This is a genomic window from Daejeonella lutea, from assembly GCF_900168015.1.
Lineage (GTDB): Bacteria > Bacteroidota > Bacteroidia > Sphingobacteriales > Sphingobacteriaceae > Daejeonella > Daejeonella lutea.
Genome location: NZ_FUYR01000001.1, coordinates 1,914,542 through 1,937,205, shown reverse-complemented (window position 1 = coordinate 1,937,205; position 22,664 = coordinate 1,914,542). Strand labels below are relative to the sequence as shown.

Below are 22,664 nucleotides of genomic sequence, written 5' to 3'. Positions count from 1 at the left end.
TGGACAATTTTCGGACGAAATTTGATTTGTTACACACGATCTCATGAAAGTTTCGCATTTTAAGGACTCGAAAATTGCCGGAGGAAGGACATCATTAAAATTATCAATCATCCGGATCCATTTTGGTTAATTGATCCTAAATCGACATACACAACTGAACAATAATAAATGAAAAACAATCGCAGAAATTTTCTAAAAGCGAGCGGCCTGGCTGGTCTCGGTCTTGCTGGGGGTGGAATTTTAAATGGCTTAGCAAGCGAATCGAAAAGTAGTTTGTTTGCTAACCCAGTTTCGGGGAGACCATACATCCAGAAATTCAATATGAGCGGCTATGGAGCACCAAAAATTGAAAACGTTCGTGCAGGCTTTATCGGTCTGGGTTCAAGGGGACCTGGTCACGTGATGAATCTTACCAAGTGTGAGGGCGTTCAAATCGTAGGCTTATCTGACCTTTTGAAAGAAAATGTTGAAAAAGTTCAGAAAAGGGTCGAACCTCTCGGACATAAGCCAACGCTTTATTCGGGGGCTCCGGATGAATGGAAGAAATTATGTGATAGGAAGGATGTGGATATTATTTACATAGCTACTCCATGGCACCTGCATGTACCCATGGCATTATACGCTATGGAAATGGGAAAACACGTTTTCATCGAAGTTCCGGCCGCAGTTACTGTTGAAGAATGCTGGCAGATGGTGGAAACCTCTGAACGGACAAAGAAGCATTGTATGATGCTGGAAAACTGCTGCTATGACTTTTTCGAGCTACTCACTTTGAATATGGCAAGACAGGGTTATTTCGGTGAGCTGGTTCATGTTGAAGGCGCTTACATTCACAATTTAATAGACCTGAATTTTAGCAAAACTGGCTATCAGGACATGTGGAGGCTGAAGGAAAATGCGACCAGGCGCGGTAGTCTATATCCCACTCATGGTCTAGGGCCTGTATGCCAGGTGCTGGACATCAATCGCGGGGATAAGCTCGATTACCTGGTTTCAATGCAAAGCAACGACTTTCAAATGGCAGCAAAAGCGAAAGAACTGGCTGCAACGGATGCGTTTTACAAGCAATTTTCTAATGATACCTTCAACGGAAATATGAATACTACCACCATCCGTACCAACAAGGGGCGGACGATCATGATACAACACGACGTCACCTCTCCACGACCCTACTCACGAATTCACCTGGTTAGTGGCACTAAGGGTACGGCAATGAAGTATCCATTGCCTGGACGCATATCAAACAGTCATAACGGTTGGCTGTCTGCTGAGGAGTTTAAACTGGTTGAAGAGAAATATGCCCCACCCATTGTGAAAAAGGTAGGGGAACTGGCAAAACAGGTAGGCGGACATGGTGGAATGGATTTCTTGATGGACTGGCGGGTAATCGATTGTCTTAGAAATGGCCTCCCTTTGGATCAGGATGTATATGATGCTGCTGCCTGGAGTGCTGTGTTTCCGCTGAGCGAATGGTCTGTTAATAACCGTTCAAATTCAATCGATATACCCGATTTCACCGGCGGCTCGTGGCGGTCGAATAAACCAGTAGATATCGACTTGAAATTCGGAGGAACTACTCAGGTCAAGATTAAATAGATTACTGAATACTTTGGGACTTGATTAAATCAATTATCGGCAATAATAAAGACGATGAATAAGAAAGTACTTGCCTTACTAATTTGTGGATTTGGTGCAATGTTTTTCGCATCATTCAAAACATTCAACGTTGTACAGGAGCCCTGGAAAGCGCCTATAGAAGCCGATACCATTAAGAGTCCTTTCACCTTCAGCCCTGAAGTGATCAGGGAAGGTGAAAAGCTGTTCACCGCTTATTGCGTTTCCTGTCATGGCAAAACAGGATTAGGAGATGGTTCACCTGGTAAATTCAAAATTGAGCCAGCGAATTTTCATAGCAAAAGAGTAGTTGATCAAACAGACGGAGCATTGTTTTGGAAACTTTCCAACGGCCGTGGAATTAGTATGCCTTCGTATAAAGCAGTTTTTTCTGAGGAGAAGCGATGGCAATTGATCGCCTATATCCGTCAATTTGCGAAACAGCCTGTGGCCGCGCCGACTTCATCCACCTCAGTTATTATCAAGGATGTAACGAACTACAAGTTTGACGCAGGAACGCCAGGCAACTATTTTCCATTGCCCTCAAAGGTAGCAAACGTAACACGGTCGGAAACCCAAACATTTATGGTTGACACAGTGGTGAAAGGACTAACCAGACCCTGGAGTATGGCTTTCTTGCCAGGAAATCGTGTGCTAATAGCTCAGCGGGATGGAAAGCTAATGCAGGTTAAAGGTGGTCAGTTGCAATCTGCTCCGATAGGTGGTAACGTTCCAAAAGGTTTAAGAGATATTAAGCTTCATCCGGATTTTTCCGCAAATAAGCTAATCTACTTATCCTATTATATCGATCCTGTTCGACCAGAGCCCGGCTATTCGGTGCTGATGCGGGCACGGCTAGAAGGCGATAAATTAGTCGATGAGAAGATCCTCTACAAAGCCGGACCCTTTAGGGGAAACGGAGAATGGTATGGCAGTAAGATCGCACTCGATAAACAGGGATACCTTTATTTTACCGTTCCAATAAAAGCGGATCGGAAAACTGCTCAGGACCTTTCGTTGCCGGATGGCAAAACAATGCGATTCAAGGATGACGGCTCAATTCCAGCAGATAATCCCTTTTTAAAAACTCCTAACGCACTGCCAGAAATTTATACGTTTGGGCACCGGGTGCATGAGGGCCTGGCTGTCGATGCAAAGTCGGGTAAAATTTATTCTACAGAGTTTGGCGAGCTTGGCGGAGATGAGATCAATATGATTAAACGGGGTGCCAATTACGGTTGGCCGGTAGTTTCGCATAGCCTCGAATACAATGGTGCTGTTATCTCCAAAAGCCCCATCCAGGAAGGAATCGAGGCTCCCTTGCATCATTTTGCAATTGCTCCATCAGATATCGAATTCCTCTACAGCACCCGTTATCCCCGCTGGAACGGCAATATCTTCACGGGGGCGCTGGCAGCCAAAATGTTACAGCGTTCGGTAGTGAAAAATAATGGTGTTATCCATGATGAGAGACTTCTGGAAAATATTGGACGAGTTAGGGATGTCAAAGTTGGCCCGGACAAATTTTTATATGTAATGACAGAGGATAGCGGGATAATTGTGAGACTTATACCGGTAAAACGCTGATAGCTAAAAGCTGCCAAATCGCTGGAAATGCAAAACATCATCAACATGTCTAAAATCAATTTTTTGCTATTCTTGGTTTCTTCGGCAGTCGTTGGTTGTGTTGCAGTTAAATCAAATTTAGTTTCAATAAGAAGTGATACAGATAACGGCGGATTATATCTTCCGGGAGGCTTCGGGGCGATTGTAGTTGCCGATAGTGTTGGCCCAACCCGGCACATTGCAGTAAATGCGAACGGAGACATTTACGCTAAATTCAGCCGGTCGAGAAAGGGTATGGGTGGAACGGTCGCCCTTCGTGACTTAAATGGTGATGGTAAAGTTGACTCAATGGTTCGCTTCGGAAATTATGAAGATGTAGGTAGTTCGGCAGTTGGTGTTACGATTTACAACGGTTACCTGTATACGAGCACAGTTAATCAGGTTTTGCGCAATAAGCTGAAAGCGGGAGAGTTAGTGCCAACGAGCCCTACCGAGATTGTATTGACAGATACAGATCCAAATGTAGCCCGGAACTGGCATACCACAAAGCCGCTTGCTTTTGATAAAAAAGGAAACATGTATGTGCCTTTTGGCTCGCCTTCCGATGCCGGACAGGATCTGGCAAAGTTCGGACCTATAGGCATTCCAAACGGTAAAGGGCTGGATCCCTCACCTGAATTGGGGTCCTATGGCGGGATCTGGCGTTTCGATGCGGGTAAAGTGAATCTTACTCAAAAGGACGGTCGGAAATATGCAACAGGCATCCGTAGTGTAGTCGGCATGATGTGGAATCCCCAAGATGATAATCTCTATGCGGTTATGAACGGGATTGATAATTTCCATACAATTTATCCTGATCTTTTTACGGCTTGGCAGGCGGCGGTCCTGCCATCTGAGCCTTTGTTGAAAGTTACGCCAGACGCTAATTTTGGGTGGCCATATGCATATTACGATCATATACAAGGTAAGAATTTGCTGCAGCCCGGATATGGGGGAGACGGAAAAACTATTGGACGAGCAGCGAAATTTGATGTCCCCGTAGCAGGATTTCCAGGCCATTGGGCGCCCATGGATATTTTATTTTATCAGGGTAATCAGTTTCCTCCCAGGTATAAGCAAGGCGCTTTTATTGCGTTTCACGGTTCCACCGATCGTTCACCTTATCCGCAGGCTGGCTATATCGTATGTTTCGTGCCATTAGCAAAAGGAAAGCAATCTGGTGACTGGGAGGTTTTTGCAGATGGGTTTACAAAGGTCGACACTGTTGTGAATACGAGCGATGCTGTTTACCGTCCAATGGGTTTAGCCGAAGGACCCGACGGTTCACTCTATATATCGGAATCCAACAAAGGAAAAATCTGGCGTATTTTATATAATGGGGATAAGAACAGTTTTGGTAATGATCAACTTGCGAAGATGGAGCTTAGGAAGACAAGCCGGTCATACATCAAGCAGCCGGATGTCATTAAAGACAACCTTCAGCGGCCGGATAGATTAGCTGGCGGCATCCTCTACAATACATATTGCGCAAGTTGTCATCAGCGCGACGGAAAAGGCGACAACAGCCGGTTCCCTCCGCTTGCTGGTTCAGATTGGGTAACGGGAGATAAAACCCGATTAATCAACACCATTCTTAATGGTCTTGATGGCGAAATAAAGGTCAATGGGCAAACCTGGAATGGCCTTATGCCTGCTCATGGGGGTTTTCTCGACGATCATGCCGTTGCATCGATTGCTACATATATCCGTCAAAGCTTTGGAAACAGAGCAAGCTCAATAACAACAGGAGAGGTAAGCAAGCAAAGAAAATAATCTTATTGAGTCAGATGCATAACCAACTGGAACTCGTTGCTGTCGCCTAAGTAAATCCCATAAATTCCATCGCACACTCCCTGGAAGATGTGAATGAGAATATCTTTGATTTCTTTACATTAAAACTTGCTCGTTTATTTGGAAAATTGCGAAAAAGTCGTGAATATGCATACATATTATACCCTTTTACAAAATTCTTAAAATGACACTTAGAATACGCCTGCTATCTTCCGTTAGCACCCGAGTTAAAATCCTTTCTTTCCTGGGTTTAGCTTTTATCATTTCTATAAGTTTTATCAGGTCAAATGGTTCGGCAGGCCTTCCGGATAAATCTCCAAATAACGGTGGTTTATTTCTACCTGGCGGCTTCGAAGCTGTTGTGGTAGCAGATTCACTGGGTAAAGCGCGACACTTAGCAGTAAATTCGAATGGCGATATCTATGTAAAAATGCGAAACCCAATTAATAAAATGGGAAGCATTGCCCTCAGAGATACGGATAATGACGGGAAAGCCGATATAGTGCAATCATTTGGTGATTATCCGGACGAAGGCAATTATGGTACTGCTATGCGGATCCACAAGGGTTACTTATATTTTACAACCGCTGGGGAAGTGTTTCGTACTAAACTCACGCCCGGTAAGCTGGTTCCTGAAGGTAAATCTGAACTGCTTGTAAAGGATGATTACAGAAATGACCCGCACGGTTCATCCCATATCGCAAAACCGATAGCATTTGATGATAAAGGTAATATGTATGTTCCTTTTGGATCTCCAAGCGACGTATGCGGAATCAAGGATAGGCAACCTGGTTCTTTAGGACAGGATCCATGTCCTGAGCTTGCTGAGCATGCTGGTGTTTGGAAATTTAGCGATAGCAAACCGAACCAGACTCAAAAAGATGGTGTTAGGTATGCAACCGGTATTCGTAGTATAGTAGCTATGGAGTGGAATAAAAAGGAAAATGCTCTTTTTGCACTTCAGCATGGCAGGGACGACTTTGTTCGTCAGTTCCCGGATTATTATAACCCATGGCAGAGTGCTTTGCTTCCTGCTGAGGAGTTTTTCAAAGTCACAGAAGGATCAGATGGTGGTTGGCCATATGTGTATTACGATTACATGCAAAATAAAAAACTGTTGAACCCAGAATATGGAGGTGACGGCAAGAAAGAACCAACAAAGAAATATCTGCAGCCGCTGGTAGCCTTTCCAGGCCACTTCGCGCCAAATGACTTGTTCTTTTACACAGGAAATCAATTTCCAGATCGTTATAAAGACGGAGCGTTCGTAGCATTTCATGGATCTACAATTCGGGCACCTTATCCTCAGGGTGGTTATTTTATAGGATTTGTTCCTTTCAAAAATGGTGCTCCATCAGGGGATTGGGAAGTATTTGCTGATGGTTTCCCTGGTGTTGATACGATTGTCAACACAAGTAATGCAATGTATCGTCCAATGGGCATAGCAATGGGGCCCGATGGCTCACTTTATTTTTCCGAAAGTGAAAAAGGAAAGATCTGGCGGGTTATGTACAAGGGCGATAAAAAGAAATTTGGCCCCGCTCAACTTACTGCTATGCAGAAGCGAAAAGAAACCCAGCCACATATCAAGACTCCTGATATTGTGAAAGATAATGTTAACACAGCTAAAATTGCAGCAGGAGGAAAACTTTACAGTACCTATTGTGCGACCTGTCACCAGGCTGATGGTAAAGGCGATGGTACGCGATTCCCTCCTCTGGAGAATTCTGAATATGTTAAGGGTGATCCAAGACGCCTTGTTAATATTGTATTGAACGGCCTTAGCGGACCAATAACAGTTAACGGGGTTGGGTACAATGAAGTGATGCCGCCTAACAGTTATCTTACGGATGATCAAATATCTCTGATACTTACCTACGTGAGGGCTAATTTCAAAAACAACCTGAATGGCATTACGCCCCAGCAGGTTGCTAGGATACGTGCTAATCCAAATCCAGCTCCGCGGAATTAATGAATTATCTAAGCTATTTATTACTATTAATCCTGCCGGTAAATTTCGCCGGCAGGATTGATAATATCCAGGAAAGTAAAACATCAGCCATGCAAGCTCATGAAGCACCGGTTTATAAAGTCGCAAAACTTAAGAGAAACCTTGTAATTGATGCGGATTGGAACAAAACTCAATGGAAAAAGATTAAGCCAATTGAGATTAAACATTACATGGGAAAGGTTTCTGCATTTCAACCTGAAGTGACATCCAAAATGATGTATGACAATGCAAACTTGTATGTGATCTTTCAAGTTAAAGACCGTTTTGTTAAAAGTGTAACTACAGAATATAATGGACCCGTTTCAACAGACTCATGTGTCGAGTTCTTTTTTTCGCCTGATGCAGCGCTTCCGCTACATTACTTTAATCTGGAGGTTAATGCCGGCGGAACACCCCTGATGTTTTATATTCCAAAGTCGATGTCGGGTCATAAGAAATTGCTTCCTGAAGAATTAAAACAAATAAAAATTGCACATTCATTGCCGTCAAAGGTAGATCCTGAAATCACGGAACCAGTTACCTGGACGATCGAATATAGTATTCCAATTTCATTGCTGAGTAAATATTCAAATGTCACTCAGCCTGCCAAAGGCGTAAAATGGAAGGCTAATTTCTACAAAACCGGAAGCAAAACCTCTAATCCAAATTACCTGACCTGGGCTTTCGTTGACAACCCAAGACCAAATTTTCACCTCCCTCAGTTTTTTGGAACCTTACTGTTCCAATAGAGAGATGCCTTCACACTTTCACATAATTTCTTGTAAACCTTTAGAAATTCTTTCACCTTTAGGGCTTAAATACTTTTTATGGATATCGGAAAGCTTTTGGAGAACATCCTGCCAAAAGAAAGGATAAAATGTCGGCTGGTCGACCTTGTTGCATATGCTTCTGACGCAGGGTTTTATTACCTCAGGCCTAAAGCAGTTGTGAGGCCGGTAAATGAAGATGAAATCATTGCTATCTTGCAATTTTCGCATGAGCATAAAGTACCCGTTACATTCCGTACAGGTGGAACCAGTTTGTCGGGACAATCTATAACCGACGGTATCCTTGTAGACCTAAAGCAATATTGGAATCAGATAGAAATTGAAGATTCGGGAAACAGGGTGAGGGTTCAACCCGGCATTACAGGAACAATGGTGAATGTGTTTCTCAAAAAACACAAACGCAAGATAGGACCTGATCCATCCAGCATAGATTCCGCAATGATTGGCGGGATACTCTCTAACAATTCAAGCGGGATGTGCTGCGGTGTGAGTATGAATTCATATCACACGACAAAACACGTCCGATTTATCCTTCCAAATGGGAAAAGTTTTTCAACTGAGATTAAAGACGATTATGTAAGATTTGAACAGGAATGTCCTGAGATATATTCTTCAATACAAAGCTTAAGCCAGCAGATTTCGGAAAACCCGGTCCTGGCCGAACGGATCAGGACAAAGTACCTTACAAAAAATACAGTAGGATATTCATTGAACTCATTCATTGATTATTCTCACCCCTTAGACATTTTCTCGCATTTATTAATTGGCGCTGAAGGGACACTGGGGTTCATCGCCGAAGCGGTGATGGAAACAGTGCCCGACTACCCATATAAATCAACAGCCTTTATTTATTTTCAGGATATATATTCTGCGTGTCAGGCAATCAAGCCACTTACGGATACCGGAGCTGAGGCAGTCGAGTTGATGGACAGGGCATCACTTCGCTCAATAGAAAATATCAAGGGGGTTCCTTCTATTCTAAAGTCACTCCCTGAACCTACCGCTGCGTTGCTAGTAGAATACCAGGCTAACACCGTCGAAGAGCTTGATACGAAGATTGAAAGCCTGAGCCCGCATTCCAAAGAATTTTTATTACTCCAGCCAATTGTTTTCACTCGGGATACAGTAGAGCAGGCATTGTATTGGAAGCTTCGTAAGGGAATGTTTCCGGCGGTGGGCGCAGTAAGGGCAAGCGGAACCACGGTTATTCTGGAGGATATTGCTTTTCCTGTCGAACAGTTAGGCGATGCAATACTTGACCTGCATGTACTTTTTGCCAAGTACAATTATGACAACGCCATTATTTTCGGCCATGCAAAAGATGGGAACATTCATTTCGTAGTCACTCAATCTTTCAACTCTGCGTCTGAGGTCGACCGCTATGATCGTTTTTTACAGGAAGTTGTCGACCTGGTTGTGAACAAGTATGATGGGACGCTTAAGGCGGAGCATGGTACCGGCCGTAATATGTCGCCCTTCGTAGAGACCGAGTGGGGTTCCGAGGCTTACCAAATCATGAAACAGTTGAAGGCGGTTATTGACCCCGAAAACTTACTGAACCCGGGTGTGATCATAAACGAACATAAAGATGCCCATATTCTGGATTTAAAGTCACTTCCAACAGTAGAAGAGGAGGTTGACCGGTGCATAGAATGCGGTTATTGCGAACACAAATGCCCGAGCCGTAATATTACTACCACTCCTCGGCAGCGAATAGTTATCCGCCGTGAGCTGGCTTTGCTCAAAAGCAAAGGAGATATGGTGACCCACAAGCATCTATCTTCGCAATACCAGTACGATGGCCTCGACACATGTGCTGTGGATGGCCTCTGCGCTACCAGTTGTCCGGTCGACATTAATACAGGCGATCTGATCAAGCGCTTGCGCAGGGAAAATCATTCCGACTTTGCTAATAACACCGCCCTATGGATTTCCAGAAACTTCAAAACGGTGACAGCGGTCGTAAATTTTGCCCTTTCAAGCGGTGAGGTTATCAATAAGCTATTTGGTAAAAATGCCATGGTTGGCGTGACAAAAACAATAAAGAAAATCATTCCGCCCTTTCCGTTGTGGAGTAACCAGCTGCATACTACAGGTCGTATTAAAGGGAAATATTCGACGCGAATAGTCGAATACACCACTGAACAAAGTGCTGTGGTTTACTTCCCAACATGTATTTCAAGGGTTATGGGTGGAGCGGACAATAAAAAGAGCATTCCTGAAGCATTTTTAAGCGTCTCACATAAATCCGGTATACAGGTGATCATTCCGGAAGGAATTGACGCGCTTTGCTGCGGACAATTGTTTTCCTCAAAAGGATTCAATATGGCATACGCTTCAAAATGTAATGAGACTGTGGAGAAGCTTTGGCACATCACTAATGAAGGCAGAATCCCGGTAGTGCTTGATGTTACTTCATGTTCTCAAACTCTGCAAAAGTCCAGGCCAATTCTGGATGAACTTAATAAACAGCGTTTTGATCAGCTGACAATCATCGATAGCATTGATTATTTGCATGACCATGTGATACCTGCCGTTAATGTTGTTGAGAAAAAGGGTTCGATAGTACTCCACCCGGTATGCTCGCTGCAAAAAATGGGGTTGGAAAGGAAATTCCTTGCTGTAGCCAATCATTTCACAGAGTTTGTTCATATTCCGGTTAATGCCGGATGCTGTGGTATGGCGGGAGACCGGGGATTCCTGTTTCCTGAACTAACGGCTGCTGCAACGGCACCCGAAGCAGGAGATGTGAAACTGAAGCAATATGATGGGTATTACTCGTCGGGTAAGACGTGTGAAATTGCCATGTCTGAGGCTGTTGGCAAAAACTACGAATCCGTATTGTACCTGGCGGACGAATGTCTGAAATGACCGGAAAAAGGGACTTACCTTAACCGGTCTGCAGATTTTATCAGTCTGTCATCTTTCTTCATACCGCGAATTGCCAGGATAAGGAAAAGTATACTGATAGACGGAATTAGACTGCCAACTCCGTAGTTTTCGGCCTGAAGCTCGACAGAACCAAGAACGCCTTTGGCAGTTTGAATTAGCCAAAAGCTAAATCCGATGACCAAAATTATCGCGATGTAACTCAAACCAACCTGCTTTTTCCGGTCTCTAAACATGAAAATGATTGCGAATGGAATTAGCGCTAGAATTACAGTTGCGATTGTAAGAGCCAAAAAAGGTTCTGTCTGCACTTGCTGACCGGCGATGCTTTGATAGACCCCGGTTACTTTGATAAGGCTTGCTGAACCGTCGGCATTGAGAACTTGAAGATAAGGAAATAGAAACAAGCTAAAAATGCATGCTGTTGCGAAAAATAACCAGACGCTTTGGATCCTTTGTATCATATGTGGGAATTTTGAACAAATATAGGAATAGGATCAATAATAATAGGATTTGTCGTCACTCGGATTAGTAGGATTACTGGATTAAATTTATTCAGAGTGTCATTTATTGAGAGCGAAGGATATTGATACTTGATACTTGTTTTTACATTTGCATCTTGGACATAGCTAAGAGATATTTTTTAGAAGTAGCATATAATGGGACTGCTTACCATGGATGGCAGGTTCAGAAAAATGCTAATTCTGTTCAGGAGGTATTGAATAAGGCCTTATCCACGATTTGCAGGGAAAATATTGAGACTTTAGGCTGTGGACGAACCGATACGGGTGTGCATGCCAGACAGCTTTTTGCCCATTTTGACCTCACAGGAGATGCGGAGGTTATGGATCCCAGGTTTTTACTTAGCCTTAATTCGCTACTGCCGTATGATATATCTGCAAAGGCAATTGTTAACGTTCACTCCGATGCTCATGCTCGCTTTGATGCATTAAGCAGATCATACGAATACCATATACATTTTAAAAAGGATCCTTTCAAGCATAACTTGTCCTGGCTCATAAGGGATATTCCCGATCTCGAAATGATGAACAAAGCGGCTGAAATCATTAAAGGTTATACTGATTTTAGTTGCTTTAGTAAATCTAACACCCAAACTTTTACTAACAATTGTAGGATATCAGACGCTAAATGGGTTAAGAAGGATGATGGGATGGTATTTTACATTTCTGCTGATCGATTCCTTAGAAATATGGTACGTGCGATAGTCGGAACGCTAATGAGAGTTGGTAAGGGAGAGATTGTTCCTCACGACATTCGTGCGATTATAGAAAGTAAAGACCGGTCAAATGCCGGTGAATCTGTTCCAGCCTGCGGACTTTATTTAACAGAAATTACCTACCCATATCTTAGAAACTCACAATCGCTAACATACAATTCAAACCATGGCAAAAGTTAGCGGAAAAGCGGTTGATATAAGTCTTCTTAAAAGGATTTTTCATTATGTAAAACCCTATAGGAAAATTTTTGTCTGGTCAATATTACTCACGGTTATACTTGCCGGCTTAGCACCAATCAGGCCCTGGTTAATTCAGTTGACCCTGGATAAATACATCGTGGAAAGTAACGGGGCAGGGCTCTTAAATATGACCCTTATAATGATCAGTGTATTACTTGTGCAGACGCTCGTACAATATTTCCATACTTTTTATACTAACATTCTTGGCCAGTCAGTCATAAAAGACCTTCGGATAAGTGTTTTTAACCATATTACCAGCCTTAGACTAAAATATTTCGACCGTACACCCATAGGACAGCTTATCACCCGGACGGTCTCTGATCTGGAAACGATAGCCGATATCTTCTCAGAAGGTCTTATTGTCATTATTGGTGACATACTCCAGGTCGTGGCCATTATTGCAGTAATGCTATATACCGATTGGGAGCTTACGCTGGTGGTATTAATTCCGATGCCCTTCCTGATAGTTGCTTCATACGTGTTTAAAGAGGCAATTAAATCTGCTTTTCAGGAAGTACGAACGCAGGTTTCTAATCTTAATACATTCCTGCAAGAGCATATTACCGGCATCAAGATTATTCAGTATTTTGCCCGGGAGAACCAGGAAATTCGAAAATTCAAGCGCATTAATGCGAAGCACCGGGATGCACATATACGATCTAACTGGTATTACTCTATTTTTTTTCCAGTCGTCGAGATCATTTCCGCAATGTCATTAGGGCTGCTTGTCTGGTGGGGTTCTGAGTCAATCCTTGCCGACAGGATCACTCCCGGAGTTGTTGTTTCATTTATTATGTTTATCAATATGCTGTTTCGCCCGATTAGAGAGCTTGCAGATAAATTCAATACGCTTCAAATGGGAATGGTAGGTGCCGAAAGGATATTTAGTGTTTTAGATACTCAGGAGCGGACAGAGGATAAAGGAAAGCAAAGACCCGAGAATCTAAAAGGTGATATTGAATTTAAAAACGTTTGGTTTGCCTACAACGACGAAAATTGGGTATTACGGGATATATCATTTCATGTAAAACCCGGTGAAACACTTGCCCTGGTAGGTGCAACCGGTGCCGGGAAATCATCTACCATCAATATTCTCAATAGATTTTACGAGATAAATCGAGGGTCAGTTAAAATTGATGGAATCGATATCCAAGATTTTGAGTTGAGTTACCTTCGTTCACACATAGCTACTGTCCTGCAGGATGTCTTTTTATTTTCAGACACTATTGCAAATAACATAAATCTCAATAACAAAAAGATCACGAGGGAGCAACTTACGGCTGCAGCGCGGGAAGTGGGTGCTGAAGAATTTATCCGGCGTCTTCCCGGAGGTTTTGATTACGACGTAATGGAACGCGGTGCTACTCTTTCTGTTGGGCAGGCGCAATTGATTTCCTTTATCAGAGCAATGGTATACAATCCGAAAATACTTGTCCTCGACGAAGCAACAGCATCTGTTGATACTGAAACGGAAGAACTGATACAAAATGCGATCACTAAACTGATGGAGGGTCGCACCTCAATCGTTATCGCGCATCGTTTATCCACTATCCAGAATGCTGACAGGATAATTGTCCTAGATCATGGGGAAATTAAGGAAATGGGTTCACATCAGCAACTCTTGAAGATTGATGGTTACTATAAGCGCCTATATGATCTGCAATTTAATTCTGAAGGAATAGCCCGCGAGGAGTGATAGGTTCGGCGTTTTACGTTTTACGTCTCGACGGATAGTCAGGCGCCTAACTCAGCGTTTAGTAACGTAAAACGTAAACCCTATCACGTACAACGTATAACTTTTCCTACATTAGTTCCCCATGAAGCGTGTAATCACCCATCTAACCTTTCAGGTACTTGTTGCAATAGTTATTGGAGTTCTGGTGGGATTAAATTTCTCAGGATTTGCCCCAACGGCAAAACTCATCAGCCAGACCTTTATCAATATGATCAGCATGCTAATCGCGCCGATCATTTTCTTTACGATTGTGCTTGGCATCGCGCAGATGGGCGATATGAAAAAAGTTGGCCGTGTTGGAGGTAAGGCGCTTTTATATTTTGAAATCATCACAACGCTTGCTATTGTGATCGGGCTGTTGGTCGCTAACATCTTTCAGCCGGGTAAGGGAGTCGACATACGGTCTACTCATCCTGATATTTCTAAAATTCAACCCTTTCAGGAAGGTGCGTCTGAGATGAATTGGCTGGAGTTCGTCGCCCACATTGTTCCCAAGAATATTTTTGACTCTTTTGCAAAAGGTGATATCCTGCAGATCCTTTTCTTTGCAGTACTCTTTGGCTTTGCACTGAGCCGCATGGGTTCTACCGGTACATCATTGATCAATACGTTCGAGAAGCTCTCTCAAGTCATTTTTAATATCATGAAAATGATCATGAAGTTGGCACCCTTTGGTGCTTTCGGGGGGATGGCGTACACTATTGGAACTTATGGAATTGAGACACTTTATCCTTTAGGCAAATTGATGGTTTCAGTTTACATGACAATGATCCTGTTCATTTTTGGTGTTCTGAACGTCATCGCATACATGTTCAAATTCAGTCTTTGGAAATACCTCAAATTTATAAGACAGGAGATTGTAATCGTTCTGGGGACGTCATCATCAGAGTCTGCCCTCCCCAGCATGATGCAGAAGATGGAGAAATTTGGCTGTTCCAAGCCGGTCGTTGGCTTGGTTATTCCGACGGGATATTCGTTTAACCTGGACGGTACATCGATCTATTTGTCGATGGCGGTAATTTTCCTTTCGCAGGTATTCAATATCAATCTGACCCTTAGCCAGCAGCTGACTATCATTGGGGTTCTAATGATCACGTCGAAAGGTGCTGCGGGAGTTACGGGCAGCGGATTTATTGTACTGGCATCCACTCTTACTGCTTTGAAAGTAATACCAATTGAAAGTATTGCGATATTGCTGGGTGTCGACAGGTTTATGTCTGAAGCACGAGCCATAACCAACCTGATCGGGAATGGTGTGGCAGCGATAGTTATCGCTAAAAGCGAGAGGGAGTTTGACCAGGAGGCTTATAAGCGTGCAACCGATCCCAGAACAGCCGATCTGGTTAGCGAAGGGTAATAGACAATGGACATTTGACAGTTGACAGTTGACAGTTGACAATTGACAATTGACAATGTGCAGTTTGGGTGGAGCGCTCTCCGTCCAGATCCTATGAATCCTATCATCCTACTAATCCTATTTCAGACAATTTGCTATTCACGGCAATCAATCTTATTACATTCTTTTTCCTAATTACCTTTTGACATTCTAGCCTATTCTGTTAGCTTTGCGATACAAAAATATATTCAATGAGCGTACTGGTTAATAAAGATTCAAAAGTCATAGTTCAGGGTTTTACAGGAAACGAAGGCACATACCATGCCTCGCAAATGATAGAATACGGAACGCAGGTAGTTGGTGGTGTAACTCCAGGAAAAGGTGGTCAAACTCACCTTGACAAACCAGTATTTAATACTGTTAAGGACGCGGTTGATAAGACCGGAGCTAACGTATCGATAATTTTCGTACCACCTGCATTTGCTGCTGATGCCATTATGGAAGCGGCTGAAGCTGGTATTAAAGTAATTGTATGTATTACTGAAGGAATCCCGACTAAGGATATGATCCTGGTTAAAGAATACCTTGCAGACAAGGAATCACGTCTTATTGGTCCTAACTGCCCTGGGATTATCACAGCAGATGAAGCTAAAATTGGCATCATGCCGGGCTTTATTTTCAAAAAAGGCGGCGTTGGCATTGTTTCTAAATCAGGGACTTTAACTTATGAAGCTGTTGACCAGGTTGTAAAAGCAGGCTTAGGCATCACTACAGCAATTGGTATTGGCGGTGATCCAATCATTGGAACCCCTACTAAAGAAGCTGTGGAATTATTAATGAACGATCCGGAAACCAAGGGCATCGTAATGATAGGGGAGATCGGCGGAAGTATGGAGGCTGATGCAGCGCGTTGGATCAAAGAGAATGGAACGAAACCGGTTGTTGGATTTATAGCTGGTCAGACAGCGCCTCCGGGACGTCGTATGGGGCATGCAGGAGCTATTGTGGGCGGAGCTGATGATACAGCGGCTGCGAAGATGAAGATTATGAGAGAATGCGGTATTCGCGTTGTTGAATCACCAGCTGAAATTGGTGCGGCGATGGCGGAGGAATTGGCCAAACTATAATAAGAGCAACGAACCAGGAACCAGAGATCAAGATCCTTAGATTTGATTAGAAAATCCTTCTCATAATAATATAAAAACCGGCTTAATGCCGGTTTTTTTGTTTGATTAAAGAATGTTTTTTTGTCGGAAATCCTTTCCACCCAGAGCTGTCAACTGTCAACTGTCAAATGTCAACATCCCTCGAATTTGCTCATTCCATCTGAAAACCTCATCTTTGCACCCGTTCAACAAATGAATGAAGCATATGAAAACACTAATTTTTATACTCTTCACACTTTTTGCGACAGCATCAGGAGAGCCCACAGGGAGTAATACAAAGTCATCAAAAACAATGACGGTAACCGGAAAGGCTACCTATTACGCGAGCAAATTTCATGGTCGCAGAACAACCAGCGGCGAAGTCTTCAGCAATAAAAAGCTTACAGCAGCCCACCTCAAACTGCCGTTTGGCACTATAGTTAATGTGACGAATGTTGACAATGGCCGGACCGTAGAAGTCAGAATAAACGACAGAGGTCCTCACAGCAAATTTTATATTATCGACCTTTCGCAGGCCGCCGCTAAGAAGATCGGTATGTTTGGTAAGGGCGTTGCAAATGTGGAGATAACTTATACGTTACCCGGAGAATAAGCACTACCCTTTACGCCTTTTTTCAAACTTGTTGCTTTAGCAATTTGAATAGAATTGTTTCGGGAAGGTCATTTCTCCGGCTCACTAAACTCTTTACCTATCTGCCTGTTTATCTTTGTAAAAATATTTAAAGATGGAGTACAACAAACTAACACCTGAAGAAGAATATATCATTGTTCATAAAGGTACAGAAAGGCCATTTACCGGAGAGCTTTTAGACAACAAACAACCGGGTACTTATGTATGCAAGCGATGTGACACTCCTCTTTATCGTTCAGAAGACAAATTTGAATCCCATTGCGGCTGGCCAAGTTTTGATGATGAGATTCCTGGTGCGGTGAAGAGCGTAACTGATGCCGATGGACGCCGAACTGAAATCTTGTGCAATACCTGTGGAGCACACTTAGGGCATGTATTTGAAGGCGAGCGGTTTACCCCGAAAAATACACGTCACTGCGTGAACTCACTTTCCATGAAGTTCGTTCCGGCCAGCTAATTATTCTCAATTTCTGTATTAAAACTTACTTCACGTAAACCTCACCCTTGTATGGTTCTATAACAGAATGGAACTCAAACCCGGCTACGTGCACTAGGTAATAGGTCATAATATCGCACCAACAGATCTCATCTTTAAATATTTCAAGTTGGGGAAGTGAACCTCTTTGGCAACTCTGATCTTTATCGTAATCATATTCACCTTTGTTATCAACGCACCATTTCCTGAAAAGCTCAAATTCACTGGGATCTGAAAATACGATCTTGAAAAATGTTTCTTCGCGAACATCTTTAAGATCGTCATTCATATAATGGTGATATTTATGGCGATGCCGGATGATCTTTGCTGTGGTCATATGAAATAATTTACTTCCTAACCAATAGGCCCTTAATTTGTTCTGAATGTTTTCTGAATTTTACTTTCTTGCCCAAATTACTGCCCACAATAGGTATTTCCAGAGCAAGTCAGTTTCTGTAAAACCTGCATTTGCAAGTTCTTGCAGGTGCCACGGGACTGGGGTATGAAAGTCATGTGCATCCTGATGTTTCATCCACATATCCCAGTTCTCCTGTGTTGAGCCTAATTTGAAAGCTTCGTTTTTCCAGCTTGATATATTTTTATGATAAATTTCATCCGTTATACCCCTTGTTTGGTCGGCGAAAATAAAAATCCCTTTATCAGTTAGCGCCTGGTAAACTTCTTTATACAATTTGCTTTTATGATAATCTTCAATGTGATGAATAGCTATAGTTGACATCACAAGATCGTACGATCCCGGGGCAAGATGCAGGCTTTTAAAATCTGCTTGTATGTATCGGATATTAGGAATTTGGGAAAAACGTTTACGGCTTTCTTTCAGGATATTTTCTGAAATATCAAGAGCGTCGATCTCAGCTTCGGGGAATGTTTTGAGCATAAGCTCCGTAAGGTTGCCGGTTCCGCAGCCAAGGTCAAGGATGCGCTTAGGCTGAAAGTCTGACGGCAGGTATCTGAACATATTATCCATCAGCTCGGGATAACGCGGGACGCATTTTATTATCAGCTCAGAATACTTGCTGCTTAATTGGTCATAAAACTCTTCGACTCTGATCATGATAAAAAACGTTCTACTATAAAATTGCAGGTTTTTTTCGGAAAAATCCTAATTTCACAGTTCTAAATCCAGACTATGAAACTACTTGAAGGAAAGATCGCACTAGTAACCGGAGCATCTAAAGGTATTGGCCGTAAGATCGCAGAAAAATTTGCCGAGCATGGTGCTGATGTTGCATTCACCTATTTATCATCTGTGGAACAGGGTGAAGCACTGGAAAAGGAGCTTCAGAGCTTTGGTACAAAAGTAAAGGGCTACCGTTCAGATGCATCTAAATTTGCAGATTCAGAAAAACTGATTAATGATATCGTTGCTGATTTTGGTTCGCTTGATGTTGTAGTAAATAATGCCGGAATCACAAAAGATGGCTTACTTATGCGGATGACTGAGGAAAATTGGGACGATGTCCTGAATATTAACCTCAAGTCTGTGTTTAATATCACCAAAGCGGCCTCGAAAATAATGATGAAAAACCGTAAAGGAGTTTTCATAAATATGAGTTCGGTTGTTGGTGTTCAGGGTAATGCAGGTCAGGCTAACTATGCTGCCTCTAAAGCTGGAATTATTGGTTTTTCAAAATCTGTAGCGAAAGAACTAGGTTCCAGAAATATTCGTTCAAATGTGGTCGCTCCCGGATTTATTCGCACTGAAATGACCGAGGTTCTTGATCCGAAAGTTGTTGAAGGATGGGCTCAGGCAATTCCGCTGAAACGAGCTGGAGAAACCGATGACGTGGCAAACCTATGTGTTTTTCTTGGATCGGATATGGCTGGATATATAACTGGTCAGGTTATTCCTGTGGACGGAGGCATGTTATAAAATTTCAAGTGATTGCTTAGGTTTAAGCATCAAATTTTGCGAGAGGTAAGCAAATCGTTGCTTGGCATATCCTCATTTTCCAATAGATTAGAGAGTCTTTTAGTTAAAGTTTATAAAGAGAATAAGGCTTTACGGAAAAAAGGCATATTTTTATAATTATGCCATTGTTACTTCAGCTTCAATTCACCTCCACTTCTTTTTTATGGCTTTTGGGCTGCCTGGCATTAGGCATTGGTTATGCAGTGCTGTTATATAACTCATCTTCTCACCTCAAAAAGCCAGTCCGTAATTTATTATTCGCACTAAGAACCCTGGCGATAACTATTATAGCGTTTTTACTTTTTGCCCCACTTGTCAAAAATGTAAATACCAGCATAGAAAAACCCCTGATTATAATAGCCCAGGATAATTCGGCTTCGATACTGGTATCAAAAAATAAGGATTTTAATGATAAGTTGTATGTCGCCAGTTTAAAGAAACTCGAATCAGAGCTTTCGCAGGATTATGATGTGCGGTCATTTAACTTTGGTTCAAGTGTTAAGAACGGCCTTGACGTTAAATTCAACGGACCTGTCACGGATATTTCATCGGTATTTAAGCTTATAGAAGATCAGTTTTCGAATCGTAATATCGGAGCATTGATCATTGGAAGTGACGGGATTTATAACCGCGGCCAGAATCCGGAGTACGAAGCCAGGAATGTAAAATCATCAATATATACCGTGGCGATGGGTGATACAATTGCAAAACGGGATCTGCTGATTTCAAATGTTAATTATAACAATATCACTTATCTGGATAATCAGTTTCAGGTGGAAATCACGGTTGAAGGATATCAATCTCAGGGAAGTTCAAGTCTACTAACCGTATCTGACAAAGGAGGTGTGGTCTTTTCAAGACCCATTGCAGTTAATTCGAACGAATTTCGTCTGACTGTTCCAGTTACGCTGCTCGCAAAAACAAAAGGGATACAGCAATATAATATACGGCTTGGGGCGATCTCAAATGAACTATCAATAAGAAATAATAGCCAGACTATTTTTGTTGAAGTTATTGACGGACGTCAGAAGGTCCTCATCCTTGCCAATTCCCCTCATCCCGACATTGCAGCAGTCAAGCAATCAGTAGAGATCAATAAGAATTATTCTGTTAAAACAGCTTTTGCATCTGAGGTTTCCAAAACGGATATTGACGAAGCTGGTTTGGTAATCCTGCATCAATTGCCCTCTGTAAGCGCAAATGCTCAGGACATTATTAAAATGGTAGGGAAAAAACCCGTGCTGTATATACTGGGCGCGCAAAGCAATGTGGCAGCATTTTCCACATCTCAACCACTCTTGGGGATAACTTCAACCGGGAATACACAGGAGGTGGTGGCAAGTTTTGAACCAGACTTCTACTCGTTTACCCTCACTGATGCAAATAAACAACGGATCCGCAATTTTGCACCTCTAATTAGTCCGTTTGGAAATTACGGATTAAAAGGACCAGGAAATATCATGATGAGCCAGCAGATAGGTAAGGTTGTTACCAAGATGCCGCTCCTCGTTTTCGGTGAGGAAAATCAGCGCAAAATGGCGGTTTTAGCTGGTGAGGGTATTTGGAGGTGGAGGCTTGAAGATTTTCAAGAAAGTGGAAATCATGAAGCAATCGACGAGTTAGTCGGTAAAACGGTCCAATACCTGTCAACACGCGATGACAAAAGAAAATTCCGCGTTTATTCGTCGAAGAATGCGTTTGACGAGAATGAACATGTAATCCTCAATGCCGAACTCTATAATAACGCCTTTGAACTCGTTAATACCCCAGATGTCAATATATCGCTAAGCAGCCGGTCCGGTAAGAGTTATTCATTTGTTTTCTCCCGTACAACGAATGCTTACAATCTGGACGCCGGAGTTCTGCCGGCGGGTGAATACGGTTACAATGCACGCACTGAACTAGGAAAAGATAAGTATACTGCAGCAGGTCAATTTGTAATTACTCAGCAGCAGGCGGAATTTAAGCAGACCAGAGCAAATCATCAGTTATTATACACTCTTGCCCAGCAAAGCGGCGGTAAAATGGTTTTCCCTTCACAGCTGATGGATCTCGCGAGGTTGATTAAAGCCAATGAAAATGTTAAAACCGTTTCTTATGAAGACCGTAAATATGAAGAGCCAATTAATTTGAAATTAGTATTCTTTATTATTCTCACCCTTCTTAGCGTTGAATGGTTCTCCCGAAAACGAAACGGCGAGGTTTAAATTTTGTGTAAGTAGCTATGGAAGAGAAAAAGACACATTCAATATTTAAAAAAGTAAAAGAGTTAACCCGCGAAGATAAGATCCTTTGGAAAGAGGAAGCGGATGGAAGTACTTTTTATACATCGGTGAGTGATTTTAAAATCTACATTGGAAAAAGCGTAGGCACCGTATCATTTGAGTTGTTTAATCATCATAATGAAAAGATCGGTCTGCTTGAAGAAGGCGGTTATTTCGAAAATACCCAAGGTCTTGATGCATTTTATGAGCAAGTGAGAAAGAAAGTCTTAAAAATTGATGATGGCCTGGATGATCTTCTGAATCAGCTGGAGCGGCTTGACTAAATGATCTGACCGTTTCTTTGGCTGGTACTGCCGTTAAATAACATTCCGATTTACTTGTATCTTTCCCCTATAATCTGGTAATACATTTAGGCATATTAACAGAAATATGCCAGTATTGATGCCATTTGCCGACGGTGACCTCCCACTTTCTATCGTTCACGAATATAGAGTTGGCAGGAAGAGCCGAATAATATATTTGTTGGCAATCTTTGCTGTCATTATTTCTCTCACATGCCTGACAATTGCAGGCATTCCGACAACGGTAACAAGTAGCGGAGTTATTTATGAAAATGACTCCCATCATGATAAAGGACAATTACAAACTATAAATCCCCGTAATCCTGGTTATAATGAGCTTGCTGCAATTTGTTATGCCAAGCCATCCGACATTGATTTGATTAAGGTCGGTCAGGAAGTACGTATACTGATGGATGGTTTTGACCATGAAGATTGGGGAGCGCTCAGTGGCCAGGTTACCATGATTTCCGAAGATATTATTCTAAAGCCTGGTCAATCACCTCTCTTTACAGTTTACTGCCGTGTGGATAAAACCCATCTTCAGTATAATGGCAAACGGGTGCTATTAAAGAAAGGGATGACATTCACCGCTGAATTCAGGATAGCGCGCCAAAGTGGGATGGTATTGTGGGCAGAAACAAATGCACCTTAATTAACACGTCACTGAA

19 protein-coding genes are annotated in these 22,664 nt (G+C 42.5%); 16 read left to right on the top strand and 3 right to left on the bottom strand.

Going from position 1 to position 22,664, the window contains the following annotated elements:
* Nucleotides 1-168: 168 nt before the first annotated feature.
* From B5X60_RS08650 to B5X60_RS08625, 6 genes are all read left to right on the top strand, one after another.
* A complete protein-coding gene (locus B5X60_RS08650; RefSeq protein WP_079702183.1) occupies nt 169-1,596 on the top strand; it encodes a Gfo/Idh/MocA family protein in 1,428 nt (475 codons plus the stop codon).
* A gap of 54 nt (nt 1,597-1,650) precedes the next feature.
* Nucleotides 1,651-3,201, top strand: a complete 1,551-nt coding sequence (locus B5X60_RS08645) for a PQQ-dependent sugar dehydrogenase (protein WP_079702182.1) — start codon at nt 1,651-1,653, stop codon at nt 3,199-3,201.
* A 27-nt stretch (nt 3,202-3,228) separates the two neighbouring features.
* A complete protein-coding gene (locus tag B5X60_RS08640; RefSeq protein WP_079702181.1) occupies nt 3,229-4,992 on the top strand; it encodes a c-type cytochrome in 1,764 nt (587 codons plus the stop codon).
* A gap of 202 nt (nt 4,993-5,194) precedes the next feature.
* Nucleotides 5,195-6,982 carry a c-type cytochrome gene (locus B5X60_RS08635; protein ID WP_079702180.1) on the top strand — a complete coding sequence of 596 codons (1,788 nt, stop codon included), beginning with the start codon at nt 5,195-5,197 and terminating at the stop codon, nt 6,980-6,982.
* Complete coding sequence (locus B5X60_RS08630) at nt 6,982-7,749, top strand: carbohydrate-binding family 9-like protein (protein WP_079702179.1); 768 nt, start codon at nt 6,982-6,984, stop codon at nt 7,747-7,749. The genes B5X60_RS08635 and B5X60_RS08630 overlap by 1 nt, the downstream gene beginning before the upstream one ends.
* Before the next feature lie 78 nt (nt 7,750-7,827).
* The gene (locus B5X60_RS08625; RefSeq protein WP_079702178.1) at nt 7,828-10,659 is read left to right on the top strand and encodes an FAD-binding and (Fe-S)-binding domain-containing protein; all 2,832 of its coding nucleotides are present in this window, start codon (nt 7,828-7,830) and stop codon (nt 10,657-10,659) included.
* Between the two features lie 14 nt (nt 10,660-10,673).
* Here the strand turns inward: B5X60_RS08625 and B5X60_RS08620 are convergent, their stop codons facing one another.
* A complete protein-coding gene (locus B5X60_RS08620; protein ID WP_079702177.1) occupies nt 10,674-11,141 on the bottom strand; it encodes a DUF4293 domain-containing protein in 468 nt (155 codons plus the stop codon).
* A 155-nt stretch (nt 11,142-11,296) separates the two neighbouring features.
* On the opposite strand from B5X60_RS08620, the gene truA reads away from it, so the two are divergent.
* The 6 genes from truA (at nt 11,297) to B5X60_RS08590 (ending at nt 17,479) form a co-directional block, all read left to right on the top strand.
* Complete coding sequence (truA, locus tag B5X60_RS08615; protein ID WP_079702176.1) at nt 11,297-12,094, top strand: tRNA pseudouridine(38-40) synthase TruA; 798 nt, start codon at nt 11,297-11,299, stop codon at nt 12,092-12,094.
* Nucleotides 12,081-13,850: an ABC transporter ATP-binding protein gene (locus B5X60_RS08610; protein WP_079702175.1), complete on the top strand. Its 1,770-nt coding sequence runs from the start codon at nt 12,081-12,083 to the stop codon at nt 13,848-13,850. The genes truA and B5X60_RS08610 overlap by 14 nt, the downstream gene beginning before the upstream one ends.
* A gap of 121 nt (nt 13,851-13,971) precedes the next feature.
* Nucleotides 13,972-15,246, top strand: coding sequence for a C4-dicarboxylate transporter DctA (gene dctA, locus B5X60_RS08605; protein ID WP_079702174.1), 1,275 nt, complete (start codon nt 13,972-13,974; stop codon nt 15,244-15,246).
* Nucleotides 15,247-15,476: 230 nt separating this feature from the next.
* Nucleotides 15,477-16,352 carry a succinate--CoA ligase subunit alpha gene (sucD, locus tag B5X60_RS08600; RefSeq protein WP_079702173.1) on the top strand — a complete coding sequence of 292 codons (876 nt, stop codon included), beginning with the start codon at nt 15,477-15,479 and terminating at the stop codon, nt 16,350-16,352.
* Nucleotides 16,353-16,596: 244 nt separating this feature from the next.
* Nucleotides 16,597-16,983, top strand: coding sequence for a septal ring lytic transglycosylase RlpA family protein (locus B5X60_RS08595; protein WP_139377405.1), 387 nt, complete (start codon nt 16,597-16,599; stop codon nt 16,981-16,983).
* A 133-nt stretch (nt 16,984-17,116) separates the two neighbouring features.
* Complete coding sequence (locus B5X60_RS08590; RefSeq protein WP_079702171.1) at nt 17,117-17,479, top strand: methionine-R-sulfoxide reductase; 363 nt, start codon at nt 17,117-17,119, stop codon at nt 17,477-17,479.
* Between the two features lie 25 nt (nt 17,480-17,504).
* Here B5X60_RS08590 and B5X60_RS08585 read toward each other — a convergent pair whose 3' ends face one another.
* Nucleotides 17,505-17,834: a hypothetical protein gene (locus B5X60_RS08585; protein ID WP_079702170.1), complete on the bottom strand. Its 330-nt coding sequence runs from the start codon at nt 17,832-17,834 to the stop codon at nt 17,505-17,507.
* Between the two features lie 60 nt (nt 17,835-17,894).
* On the bottom strand, nt 17,895-18,572 hold the full coding sequence (locus tag B5X60_RS08580) for a class I SAM-dependent methyltransferase (protein ID WP_079702169.1): 678 nt from the start codon (nt 18,570-18,572) through the stop codon (nt 17,895-17,897).
* A gap of 75 nt (nt 18,573-18,647) precedes the next feature.
* On the opposite strand from B5X60_RS08580, the gene fabG reads away from it, so the two are divergent.
* The 4 genes from fabG (at nt 18,648) to B5X60_RS08560 (ending at nt 22,648) form a co-directional block, all read left to right on the top strand.
* Complete coding sequence (gene fabG, locus B5X60_RS08575; protein WP_079702168.1) at nt 18,648-19,391, top strand: 3-oxoacyl-[acyl-carrier-protein] reductase; 744 nt, start codon at nt 18,648-18,650, stop codon at nt 19,389-19,391.
* A gap of 158 nt (nt 19,392-19,549) precedes the next feature.
* Nucleotides 19,550-21,637, top strand: coding sequence for a BatA domain-containing protein (locus B5X60_RS08570; protein ID WP_079702167.1), 2,088 nt, complete (start codon nt 19,550-19,552; stop codon nt 21,635-21,637).
* Nucleotides 21,638-21,654: 17 nt separating this feature from the next.
* Nucleotides 21,655-21,978, top strand: a complete 324-nt coding sequence (locus B5X60_RS08565; RefSeq protein WP_079702166.1) for a hypothetical protein — start codon at nt 21,655-21,657, stop codon at nt 21,976-21,978.
* A gap of 106 nt (nt 21,979-22,084) precedes the next feature.
* Complete coding sequence (locus B5X60_RS08560) at nt 22,085-22,648, top strand: putative HlyD family type I secretion protein (RefSeq protein WP_139377404.1); 564 nt, start codon at nt 22,085-22,087, stop codon at nt 22,646-22,648.
* The last annotated feature ends 16 nt before the right edge of the window (nt 22,649-22,664 follow it).

Coding starts and splice junctions, on each gene's coding strand:
- B5X60_RS08585 (WP_079702170.1), bottom strand. CDS start 17,834: ATGACCACAGCAAAGATCATCCGGCATCGCCATAAATATCACCATTAT.
- B5X60_RS08595 (WP_139377405.1), top strand. CDS start 16,597: ATGAAAACACTAATTTTTATACTCTTCACACTTTTTGCGACAGCATCA.
- sucD (WP_079702173.1), top strand. CDS start 15,477: ATGAGCGTACTGGTTAATAAAGATTCAAAAGTCATAGTTCAGGGTTTT.
- fabG (WP_079702168.1), top strand. CDS start 18,648: ATGAAACTACTTGAAGGAAAGATCGCACTAGTAACCGGAGCATCTAAA.
- B5X60_RS08630 (WP_079702179.1), top strand. CDS start 6,982: ATGAATTATCTAAGCTATTTATTACTATTAATCCTGCCGGTAAATTTC.
- B5X60_RS08635 (WP_079702180.1), top strand. CDS start 5,195: ATGACACTTAGAATACGCCTGCTATCTTCCGTTAGCACCCGAGTTAAA.
- B5X60_RS08650 (WP_079702183.1), top strand. CDS start 169: ATGAAAAACAATCGCAGAAATTTTCTAAAAGCGAGCGGCCTGGCTGGT.
- B5X60_RS08565 (WP_079702166.1), top strand. CDS start 21,655: ATGGAAGAGAAAAAGACACATTCAATATTTAAAAAAGTAAAAGAGTTA.
- B5X60_RS08625 (WP_079702178.1), top strand. CDS start 7,828: ATGGATATCGGAAAGCTTTTGGAGAACATCCTGCCAAAAGAAAGGATA.
- B5X60_RS08620 (WP_079702177.1), bottom strand. CDS start 11,141: ATGATACAAAGGATCCAAAGCGTCTGGTTATTTTTCGCAACAGCATGC.
- B5X60_RS08645 (WP_079702182.1), top strand. CDS start 1,651: ATGAATAAGAAAGTACTTGCCTTACTAATTTGTGGATTTGGTGCAATG.
- B5X60_RS08640 (WP_079702181.1), top strand. CDS start 3,229: ATGCAAAACATCATCAACATGTCTAAAATCAATTTTTTGCTATTCTTG.
- B5X60_RS08570 (WP_079702167.1), top strand. CDS start 19,550: ATGCCATTGTTACTTCAGCTTCAATTCACCTCCACTTCTTTTTTATGG.
- B5X60_RS08560 (WP_139377404.1), top strand. CDS start 22,085: ATGCCAGTATTGATGCCATTTGCCGACGGTGACCTCCCACTTTCTATC.
- B5X60_RS08590 (WP_079702171.1), top strand. CDS start 17,117: ATGGAGTACAACAAACTAACACCTGAAGAAGAATATATCATTGTTCAT.
- B5X60_RS08580 (WP_079702169.1), bottom strand. CDS start 18,572: ATGATCAGAGTCGAAGAGTTTTATGACCAATTAAGCAGCAAGTATTCT.
- dctA (WP_079702174.1), top strand. CDS start 13,972: ATGAAGCGTGTAATCACCCATCTAACCTTTCAGGTACTTGTTGCAATA.
- B5X60_RS08610 (WP_079702175.1), top strand. CDS start 12,081: ATGGCAAAAGTTAGCGGAAAAGCGGTTGATATAAGTCTTCTTAAAAGG.